Below are 13,478 nucleotides of genomic sequence, written 5' to 3'. Positions count from 1 at the left end.
ATGAGTGAAGCAATCAAGAAAGCGGCGGACCCTGAAGGCATTATCCAGATGCTGGGCGTCAACAAGTGGTATGGCCAGTTTCATGTACTCAAGGACATCAACCTGAATGTGCAGCCAGGTGAACGCATCGTATTGTGCGGCCCTTCAGGCTCGGGCAAGTCGACCACCATTCGTTGCCTGAACCGTCTCGAAGAGCACCAGCAAGGTCGCATCGTGGTCGACGGCGTGGAATTGACCAATGACATCAAGCAGATCGAAACGGTACGCCGTGAAGTCGGCATGGTGTTTCAGCACTTCAATCTGTTCCCGCACCTGACCATTTTGCAAAACTGCACGCTGGCACCGATGTGGGTGCGCAAAATGCCCAGGCGTCAGGCGGAAGAGGTCGCCATGCATTACCTGGAGCGGGTCCGTATTCCGGAGCAGGCTCACAAGTTTCCTGGGCAATTGTCGGGTGGCCAGCAGCAGCGCGTGGCGATTGCCCGGGCGCTGTGCATGAAACCCAAGATCATGCTGTTCGATGAACCTACGTCTGCACTCGACCCGGAGATGGTCAAGGAGGTGCTCGACACCATGATTGGCCTGGCTGAAGACGGCATGACCATGCTGTGCGTGACCCACGAAATGGGTTTTGCCCGTACCGTGGCCAACCGGGTGATTTTCATGGACAAGGGCGAAATCGTTGAGCAGGCGGCCCCGAATGATTTCTTCGATCATCCGCAGAACGAACGGACTCAACTGTTCCTGAATCAGATCCTGCATTGATTCAGTGCTGGCAACTGCTGTGACGACAGGCGCGGCAGTTGCTGCACAGTTCGCCCTCGTTTCAGTTCTCTCCCAGGCGTTGCTGTTCTTTTTGCTGCAGCAGCGTATTGATGTCGTCGCATGCATTGATCGCTTGTAGCTCCTGGGCCAGCTCGGGATGGCGGTCCAGCAAGCGCATCAGCACGAACAAGGGCTTTGGTGGCTCTACCTCGGCCCGTTCGTAACGGCTAAAGGCATTGTGGCCGCCGCCGGACAATAGCTGTACCGCACTTTTTTGGGTGAAGTGCAGCTTGCGCCGGATCCGCTTCATCTCGTCTGCCATGACCCGTTTGGCATCCTCGATCAGTTCATCTCCCGCCCGGGCATACCGCTCTGCGCTGGGGGCGTCGAACTCGATCTCTGCGCACGCCGTGCATTCGTGGCCTGCCAGGCTGTGCACCATGCGGGTCAATTGTTTGAAACTCACACTCAGGCTGCGCCCCTTGAAGGCTTGCATGGCGCCGGGAGCACCGCAGGTATAGCAATCATGTCTGCTCATCAGTTTTTTTCCTTGAAAGCGATGACCGGGGGCCCTCCGCCAGGGCGATAGGTCACTTTGATGTAAATAAACAAACCGTAGGCCTGAGCGTAATAGACGTCCTGCCATACCTTGTGATCGGCATGGGTCGACATCGACTTGTGCAACGCCCTGCGCTCCAGAGAAGCAATTACCCGCTGCATTTGCGCGAGGGTCAGGCCCAGGCTTCGTCCGCCATCCAGTGCGCTTTTGGTAAAGGCCACAGCGCCGAGCCGGATGACGTCGGACTGGATGCACTGGAGGTTGTAATGAGGTGTTTTCTTTTCCATAAGAGGCTGCCTCGATGTGTCAAAACTACCCTTAAAGGGTTTAATGTTCAATGATTAATCCGGTGTTTTTTAGAGCTTTCTAATCTCTAGTTGATTGCACCTCCCTGTGGGTCTGACTAGGATGTAAGACAATTCATCCAATGATTGGACGAAAGACCAAGCCCCATGACAGACGCATCGCCACTGGTAAAACGCTCCCTTGTCGATCAAGCCCTTGAGCAATTGCGTGCTCGGATCAATAACGGCACTTGGGCGGTGGGTCAGCGACTCCCCACCGAGCCAGAATTGGCGGCGCAATTGAACATCAGCCGCAACACAGTGCGTGAAGCCATGCGGGTCCTGGCGTTTGCCGGCTTGATCGAAATTCGCCAGGGTGATGGCAGTTATCTGCGGGGGCGTGTTGATCCCATGGATACCGTGCGCGCCTTGTCGTCCTGCTCGATGGAGCAGATACGCGAGACGCGGCGCATTCTTGAGGTGGAAGCAGTTGGATTGGCGGCCAAGCGTCGGACCCACGAGGATTTGCAGCTGTTGCGCCAGGCACTCGAGGCCAGCGCCGAGCACTATCACGGCGAGCTCGACACGTTTATCCGCTGCGACCTGCTGTTTCATCAGCGTCTGATCGATGCCGCGCACAATCCTGCATTAAGCGAGTTGTATCGCTATACCTCGAATCTTGTTTCCAGTCAGTTACGCCAAACGCTGGATATCCGCCCGCGTCGCCAGTCAGTGTTTGATCTGCATGGCGCCTTGCTGGATGCCGTTGAACACCAGGACTCGCAACGGGCCATGGCGCTCTGCCGGACGTTGATCAATGAACCTTGAACAGGAGAAAACCATGACCCGGCCACCGTCACCTCCACACGACAGTCGCGAACCCGTTCGTCATCTGGATGATCTGGAAGAGCTGCTGATCGACGCCGAGGCCGACGATGAGCCGGTACCGCTGCAGGCTGCAGCGGTAGTCCGCCCATGGTTGTTGCTGCTGGGACTGGTGCTGGTGGCGCTGAACTTGCGTCCGGCACTGTCGAGCATGGCACCGCTGCTCAGCGAGGTTTCCGAAAGCCTGGGACTGTCGGCCGCGCAAGCCGGTTTGCTGACGACGCTTCCCGTGCTTTGCCTGGGGCTGTTTGCGCCTCTGGCTCCGCTGCTGGCCCGGCGCTTTGGCACCGAGCGTGTGGTATTGGGGATTTTGCTGGTGCTGGGCGGCGGTATTGTGTTGCGCAGCTGCCTGGGGGAAACGGGGCTGTTTGCCGGGAGCATTCTGGCCGGTGCCAGCATTGGGGTCATCGGGGTGTTGTTGCCGGGCATTATCAAGCGCGACTTCGCCGGTCATGCGGGGACGATGACCGGGGTGTACACCATGGCCTTGTGCCTGGGGGCAGCGCTGGCTGCCGGGGCAACCGTGCCGCTGAGCGATTACTTTTCCAACAGTTGGGCAATCGGCCTGGGGTTCTGGGCGCTGCCAGCAGTGATCGCGGCAATATTCTGGTTACCGCAAACGGGCAAGCGGCAAGGTACACATCACGTGGCCTATCGGGTTCGCGGCCTGTTGCGTGATCCTCTGGCCTGGCAAGTGACGCTCTATATGGGCCTGCAATCTTCCTTGTCCTATATCGTTTTTGGCTGGCTGCCTTCTATTTTGATTGGTCGGGGACTGACGCCGACTCAGGCCGGGCTGGTGATGTCGGGCTCGGTTATCGTGCAACTGGTGACGGCGCTGAGTGCTCCGTGGCTGGCAACCCGTGGCAAGGATCAGCGGCTGGCCATCGTGCTGGTGATGAGCATGACCCTGGCGGGCCTCTTTGGGTGTCTGTATGCGCCGCTGGATGGCTTGTGGGGCTGGGCGATCGTGCTTGGGCTGGGGCAGGGCGGAACGTTCAGCCTTGCGTTGACCCTGATCGTGCTGCGCTCACGGGACGCCCATGTGGCAGCCAATTTGTCGGGCATGGCTCAAGGCATTGGCTACACGGTGGCCTCTATGGGGCCATTTGCTGTCGGTCTGGTTCACGAGGTAACCGGAGGGTGGGAGGCCCTCGGCTGGATTTTTGCGGTCGTCGGTGCGGGCGCCATTGTGGCCGGGCTCGGGGCCGGACGCGCACGTTATGTCAATGTGCGCAGCGAGAAAATCTGAAGCCCGTAGTGTTTCGCGGCATTGCAGATTATTGTGCTCACATTCCAGACTTGCCCGGACACTGCGATGAACCAAGAACACCATGCGCTGATCACCCGCTTCTATGAGGCCTTTCAACGGCTTGATGCTGAGGCGATGAGCGCTTGTTACACCGATGATGTGCTGTTCAGTGATCCGGTGTTTGGTGAGTTGCGCGGCCAGAACGCCACCGATATGTGGCGCATGCTGACTTCGCGGGCCAAGGATTTCACCCTGACATTCGATCAGGTGCAGGCCGATGCGCAACGCGGCAGTGCGCATTGGGTCGCGACCTATGAGTTTGGTCAGACCGGCGCGATTGTGATCAACGATATTCAGGCCCGCTTTGTGTTTCGTGACGGCAAAATTTGTGAGCACCACGATCACTTCGATCTTTGGCGCTGGTCGCGTCAGGCATTGGGTGCCAAGGGGCTGTTGCTGGGCTGGACGCCGCTGGTGAAAAACGCTATCAGGGCCCAAGCGCACAAGGGGCTCAAGGCCTTTCAGGCGAGTCGCTGAGGACTGCGGGTGGTCACGCTGGCGAAACCCTGGTTTGTCTATTTGGTAAGAGCGGCCAATGGTTCGCTTTATTGCGGGATCAGCGATGATCCCGTGCGCCGTTTTGCCAAGCATCAAAGTGGCAAAGGCGCCCGTTTTTTTGCCTCGAGCCCGGCCGTGGCTCTGGTGTATGTCGAATCCTGGCCAGACAAGGGTGAAGCCTTGCGTCAGGAACGCCTGATCAAGAAGCTCAAGAAAAGCGCCAAAGAGTGTTTGGTGCAAAGTCAGGCGGCCGTTACTTCAGCGCTGCCAGAATGGCCTCCGGATTGAAGTCCCTGATCAGGGTGCCATTCACATCCAGTATGGGAATCCCGCGTCCACCCAGCGCCTCGTAGGCCTGTCGTGCCGCGGGGTTCTTTTCGATATCAAACTCTTTGAACGGAATGCCTTTCTGGTCCAGAAAGCGTCGCGTGGCCTTGCAGTAGCCGCACCAGTCGGTGGAATACAGCACCACCCGGGCATTGGCCCGGGTATGTTCGGGCACCGCCCCCGACGGGTTTAGCAGCCGCTCGATCTTGCCCCAGTTCTGGAACACCACGACCACCACCAGAACAAACAGGACCTTCTTCAGGACGCCCTTGAGCATCACTTGTTGCGCTTGAGCTGGTCGAGCAATTGCGTCGGCAGGCCTTTGATCACCAGCGTGCCGGCTTCTTCGTCGAACTCTATCTTGGAGCCCAGCAAGTGCGCTTCGAAGCTGATAGACAAGCCTTCGGCGCGGCCTGTGAAGCGGCGGAACTGGTTGAGGGTACGTTTGTCGGCCGGAATCTCGGGTGACAGGCCGTAGTCCTTGTTGCGGATATGGTCGTAGAACGCTTTCGGACGCTCCTCGTCGATCAGCTCCGACAACTCCTCAAGCCCCATGGGCTCGCCGATTTTCGCCTGGCTGCTGGCGTAATCGACCAGGGTTTTGGTCTTTTCGCGAGCGGACTCTTCGGGCAGGTCTTCGCTTTCAACAAAATCGCTGAAGGCCTTGAGCAGGGTGCGGGTTTCACCCGGACCGTCGACACCTTCCTGGCAGCCGATGAAGTCGCGGAAGTATTCCGAGACCTTCTTGCCGTTCTTGCCTTTGATAAACGAAATGTACTGTTTGGACTGCTTGTTGTTTTGCCACTCGGACATATTGATCCGGGCAGCCAGATGCAACTGCCCGAGGTCCAGATGCCGCGAGGGGGTTACGTCGAGTTCAGCGTTCACGGCGACGCCGTCGCTGTGGTGCAGCAGAGCGATGGCGAGGTAGTCGGTCATGCCTTGCTGATAATGCGCGAACAGGACGTGGCCACCTACGGACAGGTTGGACTCCTCCATCAGCTTTTGCAGGTGCTCAACGGCGACGCGGCTGAAAGCGGTGAAGTCCTTGCCACCCTCGAAGTATTCCTTGAGCCAGCCGCTGAAGGGATGGGCGCCGGATTCTGCATGGAAAAAGCCCCAGGCTTTACCTTGCTTGGCGTTATAGCTTTCGTTGAGGTCAGCGAGCATGTTCTCGATGGCCATCGACTCGGCCAGTTCAGAGTCACGGGCGTGGAGAACTGCGGGCGTACCGTCGGGTTTTTTCTCAATCAAATGGACGATGCAATGACGGATCGGCATGGGCTTCTCGGCGAGTAATGAGAGGGCTGGGAGCGCAGGCCCCAAAAAGAGATAAGTGTACCGCACCTGAGCCTTGGGTCAGCTCTTGCACCGGGGTTTAGGGGGGATGAGAGGGGTTCGGACAGTTTTTTTCGGGTTTTAGGGCTATAAAGCTGACCAAATGGCTAGGTAGAGGCGGATATTTAGCCGTCTCTGTGCTAGTTTTGCCCGGTCTTGCGCTCTGTAACGGCGTAAAGCGTGCATTCAGCATGTGTCAGGTCGAACCAAACCCCGTTTTCGCTATCTACATCCGCGATTCGTCGTGAAAGCTGACGGGTGTGCCAGACCCTTGAAATCTGGCTCGATGGCTGACATTGCACTCTGCAAACCAAATGAATTTGATAGGGAAGGAACATCTCAATGGCTATTACTAAAGACCAACTGATCGCCGATATCGCTGAAGCCATCGACGCGCCAAAAACTACCGCGCGTAACGCACTGGACCAACTGGCTCAGATCGTTGCTGATCAATTGGAAAATGGCGGCGAAATCACTCTGCCAGGTATTGGCAAACTGAAAGTAACCGAGCGTCCTGCCCGTACTGGCCGTAACCCTTCGACTGGCGCTGCCATCGAAATCGCTGCCAAGAAAGTTATCAAGCTCGTTGTGGCCAAAGGCCTGACTGACGCTGTTAACAAGTAAGCATTAAAAAAGCCGCGCCCGGACGTGTCCGGGCGCGGCTTTTTTATGCGCGCAATACCTGCAGGAGCGAGCTTGCTTGCTCCTGCAGGTTTAGGTGCAGCTTACTTCCAGTTCTTTTCCCGCCACATTTGCTGTTGCTCTTTGTCATGGAAGGTCCAGGCCACGAAGCGGCTTTGCTTGTTGCCCTGGGACATGTCCACCACTTGGCTTTCACGGGCACCGGCCTTTTTAAGGGCAGTCTGGATGGCTGGCAAGTTGGAAGCCTTGGACACCAGGACACTGAACCACAGTATCTGACGACCCACCTGGATGCTTTCGCGGATCAGTTGCGTGACAAAGCGCTGCTCGCCACCTTCACACCACAATTCGGCCGCTTGGCCACCAAAGTTCAGAACCGGCAGTTTGCGCTTGGGATCGGCCTTGCCCAGGGCGCGCCATTTACGCTCGCTGCCGCGTGTCGCTTCGTCCAGCGATGCGTGGAACGGCGGGTTGCACATGGTCAGGTCGAAGCGCTCGCTGCTTTCCAGCAGGTCCAGCAGGATTTTCTGCGGATTGGGTTGCAGACGCAGGCTGATGGCTTTGTTCAGGCCGTTGGACTGCACAATCGCCTTGGCCGCTTTAACGGCCGTCGGGTCGACTTCGGTGCCCAGGAACTGCCAGCGGTATTCGCTGTGGCCGATCAGCGGGTAGACGCAGTTGGCGCCCATACCGATGTCGAGCACGCGAACGTTTTGCCCGCGAGGGATTTCTCCATCGTTGATACTGGCCAGCAAGTCAGCCAGAAAATGCACGTAGTCAGCGCGACCCGGTACCGGTGGGCACAGGTAGTCAGCCGGGATGTCCCAGTGGGCAATGCCGTAGAACGCCTTGAGCAGGGCGCGGTTAAATACGCGCACGGCAGTCGGGTTGGCGAAGTCGATGCTCTCTTTGCCGTACGGGTTGATGATCACGAACTCGGCCAGTTCCGGGCATACCGAAATCAACTGAGGGAAGTCGTAGCGGCCCTGATGGCGGTTGCGCGGGTGCAGGCTGGGCTTGACCCGCGGCTCGACCGGTTTGGCATCGCTGGCAGGCTTTGGCTTGTGGCGTGTGGCTTTGGAAGTGCGTGGGGTAGTCATGTTCAATTCATTCCACAAAAGCAATCGCGGGCAAGGCCCAAAACCCCTGCAGGAGCGCGCTTGCTCGCGATGATCTCAATAACGCGGCATAAGTACGCGTTATCGTTTTAGACCATCGCAAGCAAGCTTGCTCCTACAGAAGGGCAGTAGGCCTTGCCCGCGATCAGGTGCGCAGCGTTATTACAGGCTGGAAATCCGCGCGTGCTGTTCTGCCAACTTGCTCAAGGCCTGTTCGGCTTCGGCCAGTTTGGCACGTTCTTTTTCGATCACTTCGGCCGGAGCCTTGTCAACGAACGCGGCATTCGACAATTTGCCGCCCACTCGCGCGACTTCGCCATGCAGACGCTGGATTTCCTTGTCCAGGCGTGCCAACTCGGCATCTTTGTCGATCAGGCCGGCCATCGGCACCAGCACTTCCATCTCGCCGACCAGAGCGGTAGCGGACAGCGGTGCTTCGGCGCCGTCTTGCAGCACGGTGATCGATTCGAGTTTAGCCAGCTTTTTCAGCAAGGCATCATTCTCGGTCAGACGGCGTTGATCTTCGCTGCTGACGTTTTTCAGGTACAGCTGCAAGGGCTTGCCCGGACCGATGTTCATTTCGCCACGGATGTTGCGTGTGCCGAGCATCAGGCCCTTGAGCCATTCGATATCGTCTTCGGCGGCCTGGTCGATGCGCGCTTCGTTCGCTACCGGCCATGGCTGCAGCATGATGGTCTTGCCTTCAACGCCGGCCAGCGGCGCAAGGCGCTGCCAGATTTCTTCGGTGATGAACGGCATGAACGGGTGTGCCAGGCGCAAGGCCACTTCCAGTACGCGTACCAGGGTGCGACGGGTGCCGCGCTGACGCTCGACCGGTGCGTTTTCATCCCATAGCACAGGCTTGGACAGTTCCAGGTACCAGTCGCAATACTGGTTCCAGATGAACTCGTACAAGGCCTGGGCGGCCAGGTCGAAACGGAACTGGTCGAGATGACGCGTGACTTCGGCTTCGGTGCGTTGCAGCTGGGAGATGATCCAGCGGTCGGCCAGTGACAGTTCGTAGGCTTCGCCGTTCTGGCCGCAGTCTTCGCCCTTGTCCAGCACGTAACGTGCGGCGTTCCAGATCTTGTTGCAGAAGTTGCGATAACCCTCAACGCGACCCATGTCGAACTTGATGTCGCGACCGGTGGACGCCAGCGAGCAGAAGGTGAAACGCAGGGCATCGGTGCCGTAGCTGGCGATGCCGTCCGCGAATTCATCGCGGGTCTGCTTCTCGATCTTCTTCAGCAGTTTTGGCTGCATCAGGCCGGTGGTACGTTTGGCCACCAGGTCTTCGAGTTCGATACCGTCGATGATATCCAGCGGGTCCAGGACGTTGCCCTTGGACTTGGACATCTTCTGGCCCTGGCCGTCTCGCACCAGGCCGTGTACGTACACGGTCTTGAACGGTACTTGCGGGGTGCCGTCTTCATTTTTCACCAAATGCATGGTGAGCATGATCATCCGGGCAACCCAGAAGAAAATGATGTCGAAGCCGGTGACCAGTACATCGGTGGAGTGGAAGGTCTTCAGTGCGTCGGTTTTTTCCGGCCAGCCCAGGGTGGAGAACGTCCACAGACCCGAACTGAACCAGGTGTCGAGCACGTCGTTGTCCTGTTGCAGCGCAACCTCAGGGTCCAGGTTGTTCTTGGCCCGGACTTCGGCTTCGTCGCGGCCTACATAGACCTTGCCCGACTCGTCATACCAGGCCGGAATCCGGTGGCCCCACCACAGCTGACGGCTGATGCACCAGTCCTGGATGTCACGCATCCACGAGAAGTACATGTTTTCGTATTGCTTCGGTACGAACGCAATGCGGCCGTCTTCAACGGCGGCAATGGCAGGCTCTGCCAGAGGCTTGGTCGATACATACCACTGGTCGGTCAGCCACGGTTCGATAATCGTGCCCGAGCGGTCGCCTTTCGGTACTTTCAGTGCGTGATCGTCGACGCTCACCAACAGGCCCAGGGCATCGAAGTCAGCCACGATCTGCTTGCGTGCTTCGAAGCGATCCAGGCCGGCGTATTTGGCCGGCAGGCTGCCGTCGACACTTTCGTTCAGCGTGCCATCGAGGTTGAACACCTGGGCGGCAGGCAACACGGCGGCATTTTTGTCGAAGATGTTCAGCAGCGGCAGGTTGTGGCGCTTGCCGACTTCGTAGTCGTTGAAATCGTGGGCCGGCGTGATTTTCACACAACCGGTACCGAATTCCGGATCGCAGTAATCGTCAGCGATGATCGGGATGCGGCGGCCTACCAGTGGCAGCTCGACGAACTTGCCGATCAGGGCCTTGTAGCGCTCGTCTTCCGGGTTCACGGCAACAGCGGCGTCACCGAGCATGGTTTCCGGACGTGTGGTGGCAACTACCAGGTAGTCCAGGCCTTCAGCGGTTTTCGCGCCATCAGCCAGCGGGTAGCGCAGGTTCCACAGCGAACCTTTCTCGTCGTGGTTTTCCACTTCAAGGTCGGAGATGGCCGTGTGCAGCTTGGTGTCCCAGTTGACCAGACGCTTGCCACGGTAGATCAGGCCGTCTTCATGCAGGCGCACGAAGGCCTCTTTAACTGCGTCGGACAGGCCGTCATCCATGGTGAAGCGCTCGCGGCTCCAGTCCACAGACGAGCCAAGGCGACGGATCTGACGGCTGATGTTGCCGCCCGACTGGTCTTTCCATTCCCAGATCTTGTCGAGGAACTTCTCGCGGCCCAGGTCGTGGCGGTTCAGACCTTGTGCTTCGATCTGACGCTCAACCAGCATTTGGGTGGCGATACCCGCGTGGTCGGTGCCCGGCTGCCACAGGGTGTTGCGACCCTGCATGCGGCGGAAACGGATCAGTGCGTCCATGATCGCGTTATTGAAACCGTGGCCCATGTGCAGGCTGCCGGTGACATTCGGCGGCGGAATCATGATGGTGTACGGGTCGCCCGCGCCTTGCGGGGCAAAATAATTCTCTTCTTCCCAGGTTTTGTACCAGGAAGTTTCAATGGCGTGCGGCTGGTAGGTCTTATCCATGCGCGGCGGGACCCTATTGGCATTAATTCAGGAAAGCCGGCAAGTATAGCGGGGCGGGAGGGATAGGGCGAGTTGTGGTGAGGCGCCGGGCTAATTCCTGGAGGCTGCCCAGGCATGAAGCCGGGTCCGACGGCCCGGCAGAGATCGCAATGTGCCGGATAAATCGAAGGCGCAGGATTTACGATCGCTGCGCAATCGGACGCAGCCTTCGGCAGCGGCTACATGAAGTGGCTCAGCTTTGATGCTGACTGAGCAGGCGTTCCATGTGCGCATCGAGGCGACGCTTGATTTCGGTTTCGATGTGCGGAGCGAAATCGTTGATCACGTCTTGCATGATGGCTTGTGCCGCTGTGCGCAACTCTTTATCCAGGTGCACCAGCAGGGCGTCCGGAGCTTTTTCGGCCTTGGGGGCCGGTGCGGCAGCGGGCGGGGGAGCGGGTTCTTCGCCGATCATTTCGGAGAGCAACGGGATTGGGGTGCTTTCGTCGCTGATCATGTCGGTCAGCAATGGCGGTTGCAGGCCATCATCACCGAGCAGCTTGCGAATGGATTCGAGGTCATTGAGCAAGTGGGCGGCTTTTTGCTGGGAGTTGGGAGTGTCCATCGTGTGCTCAGAGTCGTTGTAGCTTGTGGTCTTGCAAAGGATAGCCCTGTTCACGGTAGAAACGGAAACTCTCCCGTGCGGCCAGTCGAACGGAGGGTTCTTCTACGACCACTTCGGCCACTCGGGCAAAGTGTTTGAAGGCGTCCGGGACCTTAAGGTCCAGGTTGATCAGTAAATCCTGATGGCTGGCGGGTACCTCTCCCAGCCCCATGACAATCACATCATCGGGTTGATCTTCGACATTGCTGTGGGGCACGAAACTTTCGCCCTTGAATCGCCAGAGACGCTCGTCGAGGTCCTGGCGCTGTGCAGCGTCGCTGCAGTGCAGGTACACCCGGTGGCCGAGGCGCCAGGCTTTTTCGGTGAGTTTGCAGGCGAAATCCAGGCGTGCCGACGGATCGGCGCTGGGCAGAATATAAAAGTCGATCTTGGTTTTTTCGGAGGTCATTGCGATTCCTGAATCGAGACTGCGCCACCGTCAGGTGGCGCAGCCTTCGATTGTCAGCTTCAAGCGTTGGCGCGATCCAGCAGGTATTGAGTCAGCAGGGGCACAGGGCGGCCGCTGGCGCCTTTGTCCTTGCCGCCGCTGACCCAGGCGGTACCGGCGATGTCCAGGTGAGCCCAGTGATAGGCCTTGGCAAAACGCGACAGGAAGCAGCCGGCGGTGATAGCGCCTGCTTTAGGGCCGCCGATGTTGCCCATGTCGGCAAACGGGCTGTCCAGTTGTTCCTGGTACTCGTCGAACAGCGGCAACTGCCAGGCGCGGTCGTCAGCTTGCTTGCCCGCATCCAGCAATTGTTCGATCAGCTCGTCGTTGTTGCCCATCAGGCCCGAGGTGTGGGCGCCCAGGGCAACCATGCAGGCACCGGTCAGGGTGGCGATATCGATCACGGCCTGGGGTTTGAAGCGTTCGGCGTAAGTCAGTGCATCGCACAGCACCAGACGGCCTTCGGCGTCGGTGTTGAGGATTTCCACGGTCTGGCCGCTCATGGTGGTCACGATATCGCCCGGGCGTGCAGCGCCACCGCTCGGCATGTTTTCAGCGCAGGCCAGAATACAGACCAGATTGATCGGCAGTTTCAGCTCAAGCACGGCGCGCAGTGTGCCGAACACGCTGGCAGCGCCGCCCATGTCGTACTTCATTTCATCCATGCCGGCGCCGGGTTTCAGGCTGATGCCGCCGGTGTCGAAAGTGATGCCTTTACCGACCAGGACGAAAGGTTTTTCGGATTTTTTGCCGCCCGAGTAGTTCATCACGATCAGGCGCGGTGGCTGGTCGCTGCCCTGGCCCACGGCGTAGAAAGCGCCCATGCCCAGGTCCTTGATTTTCTTCTCGTCAAGAATCTCGACTTTCAGGCCTTTGTATTCCTTGCCCATGTCCTTGGCTTGTTCGGCCAGGAAGCTTGGGTGGCAGATGTTGGGCGGCAGGTTGCCCAGATCGCGGGTGAAGGCCATGCCTGCGGCAATTGCCTGGGCGTGGGTCACTGCGCGCTGAACCTCGGCCTGTGCAGGCTTGATGGTCAGCAGGGTGATTTTTTTCAGGGCGCGGGGTTCGGCTTTTTGGCTCTTGAAACGGTCGAACGTGTATTCACCGTCGATCAGGGTCTCTGCCAGCAGGCGGCTCTTGCCGTAGCTGTCGCGCCCCTTGACCACGATTTCGTCGAGGGCAAACACGGCATCGGCGCCGCCCAGGCCTTTAATGACACCCAGGGCTGCGCTGATGATTTTGCGGAACGGACGGTCGCCCAGTTCGGCATCTTTACCGGTGCCGAGCAGCAGCACGCGCTCAGCCTTGAGGTTTGGCAAGCTGTGCAGCAGCAGGGTTTGACCGGTCTTGCCGGCCAGGTCGCCGCGCTTGAGCACAGCGCTGAGTGCGCCGCCGCTGAGTTCGTCGATGGTTTTGGCGGTGTGCCCGAGTTTAAGGTCTTCACCGATGGCGACCACCAGAGTGGCCGTTTTCAACGTTTCTGGGCTAACGCTTTTTACAACCAGTTCCATGTCCGGGTCCCTGAATCAAATGGTCAATGTGCGGACAAACAAGGTGTTTGCCTGCTTGAAGAGATGAAGCGCTTCACCTGTAATCCAGATGAGCGTCAAGGCGGGCAGTTTGAACCCCGTCGACCAAGGCTGACAACCC

The 13,478-nt window shown here is 58.6% G+C and carries 15 protein-coding genes; 6 read left to right on the top strand and 9 right to left on the bottom strand.

Going from position 1 to position 13,478, the window contains the following annotated elements; genetic code table 11:
- The gene (locus tag AWM69_RS05420; RefSeq protein WP_131652570.1) at positions 1-765 is read left to right on the top strand and encodes an amino acid ABC transporter ATP-binding protein; all 765 of its coding nucleotides are present in this window, start codon (positions 1-3) and stop codon (positions 763-765) included.
- Between the two features lie 61 nt (positions 766-826).
- On the opposite strand, the gene AWM69_RS05415 is transcribed toward AWM69_RS05420, so the two are convergent.
- Positions 827-1,303 (bottom strand): type II toxin-antitoxin system MqsA family antitoxin, encoded by a 477-nt coding sequence (locus AWM69_RS05415; RefSeq protein WP_131652571.1) that lies wholly within the window; start codon positions 1,301-1,303, stop codon positions 827-829.
- Entirely contained in the window at positions 1,303-1,611 is a 309-nt protein-coding gene (locus AWM69_RS05410; RefSeq protein WP_131652572.1) for a type II toxin-antitoxin system MqsR family toxin, read from the bottom strand. Before AWM69_RS05410 ends, AWM69_RS05415 begins: the two co-directional genes overlap by 1 nt.
- Positions 1,612-1,776: 165 nt before the next feature.
- Between AWM69_RS05410 and AWM69_RS05405 the strand changes: the two genes are divergently transcribed.
- From AWM69_RS05405 to AWM69_RS05390, 4 genes are all read left to right on the top strand, one after another.
- On the top strand, positions 1,777-2,436 hold the full coding sequence (locus AWM69_RS05405; RefSeq protein WP_131652573.1) for a FadR/GntR family transcriptional regulator: 660 nt from the start codon (positions 1,777-1,779) through the stop codon (positions 2,434-2,436).
- Positions 2,426-3,745: a CynX/NimT family MFS transporter gene (locus AWM69_RS05400; protein WP_218725927.1), complete on the top strand. Its 1,320-nt coding sequence runs from the start codon at positions 2,426-2,428 to the stop codon at positions 3,743-3,745. Before AWM69_RS05405 ends, AWM69_RS05400 begins: the two co-directional genes overlap by 11 nt.
- Positions 3,746-3,811: 66 nt before the next feature.
- Positions 3,812-4,282 (top strand): nuclear transport factor 2 family protein, encoded by a 471-nt coding sequence (locus AWM69_RS05395; protein WP_131652574.1) that lies wholly within the window; start codon positions 3,812-3,814, stop codon positions 4,280-4,282.
- A 9-nt stretch (positions 4,283-4,291) separates the two neighbouring features.
- Positions 4,292-4,591 carry a GIY-YIG nuclease family protein gene (locus AWM69_RS05390; protein WP_339429297.1) on the top strand — a complete coding sequence of 100 codons (300 nt, stop codon included), beginning with the start codon at positions 4,292-4,294 and terminating at the stop codon, positions 4,589-4,591.
- On the opposite strand, the gene AWM69_RS05385 is transcribed toward AWM69_RS05390, so the two are convergent.
- Positions 4,557-4,907 (bottom strand): glutaredoxin family protein, encoded by a 351-nt coding sequence (locus AWM69_RS05385; RefSeq protein WP_218725926.1) that lies wholly within the window; start codon positions 4,905-4,907, stop codon positions 4,557-4,559. The two genes, AWM69_RS05390 and AWM69_RS05385, sit on opposite strands and share 35 nt — an antisense overlap.
- The gene (gene yejK, locus AWM69_RS05380; protein WP_218725925.1) at positions 4,907-5,911 is read right to left on the bottom strand and encodes a nucleoid-associated protein YejK; all 1,005 of its coding nucleotides are present in this window, start codon (positions 5,909-5,911) and stop codon (positions 4,907-4,909) included. Before yejK ends, AWM69_RS05385 begins: the two co-directional genes overlap by 1 nt.
- Positions 5,912-6,310: 399 nt before the next feature.
- Here yejK and AWM69_RS05375 point away from each other — a divergent pair, with 399 nt between their 5' ends.
- The gene (locus AWM69_RS05375; RefSeq protein ID WP_003440137.1) at positions 6,311-6,592 is read left to right on the top strand and encodes an HU family DNA-binding protein; all 282 of its coding nucleotides are present in this window, start codon (positions 6,311-6,313) and stop codon (positions 6,590-6,592) included.
- Between the two features lie 101 nt (positions 6,593-6,693).
- Here the strand turns inward: AWM69_RS05375 and rlmF are convergent, their stop codons facing one another.
- The 5 genes from rlmF to AWM69_RS05350 all read right to left on the bottom strand — a co-directional run bounded on the left by rlmF (position 6,694) and on the right by AWM69_RS05350 (position 13,339).
- Positions 6,694-7,710, bottom strand: a complete 1,017-nt coding sequence (rlmF, locus tag AWM69_RS05370) for a 23S rRNA (adenine(1618)-N(6))-methyltransferase RlmF (protein ID WP_131652577.1) — start codon at positions 7,708-7,710, stop codon at positions 6,694-6,696.
- Between the two features lie 180 nt (positions 7,711-7,890).
- Positions 7,891-10,737: a valine--tRNA ligase gene (locus tag AWM69_RS05365; RefSeq protein WP_218725924.1), complete on the bottom strand. Its 2,847-nt coding sequence runs from the start codon at positions 10,735-10,737 to the stop codon at positions 7,891-7,893.
- Between the two features lie 232 nt (positions 10,738-10,969).
- Positions 10,970-11,341, bottom strand: coding sequence for a DNA polymerase III subunit chi (locus AWM69_RS05360; RefSeq protein WP_218725923.1), 372 nt, complete (start codon positions 11,339-11,341; stop codon positions 10,970-10,972).
- Positions 11,342-11,348: 7 nt separating this feature from the next.
- Entirely contained in the window at positions 11,349-11,789 is a 441-nt protein-coding gene (locus tag AWM69_RS05355) for a DNA polymerase III subunit chi (protein WP_218725922.1), read from the bottom strand.
- A gap of 59 nt (positions 11,790-11,848) precedes the next feature.
- Positions 11,849-13,339 (bottom strand): leucyl aminopeptidase, encoded by a 1,491-nt coding sequence (locus AWM69_RS05350; protein WP_218725921.1) that lies wholly within the window; start codon positions 13,337-13,339, stop codon positions 11,849-11,851.
- Positions 13,340-13,478 lie beyond the last annotated feature (139 nt).

This window comes from Pseudomonas sp. D1HM, assembly GCF_019266105.1.
Classification (GTDB): Bacteria; Pseudomonadota; Gammaproteobacteria; order Pseudomonadales; family Pseudomonadaceae; genus Aquipseudomonas; species Aquipseudomonas taetrolens.
This window is presented reverse-complemented; position numbering and strand designations above follow the sequence as displayed.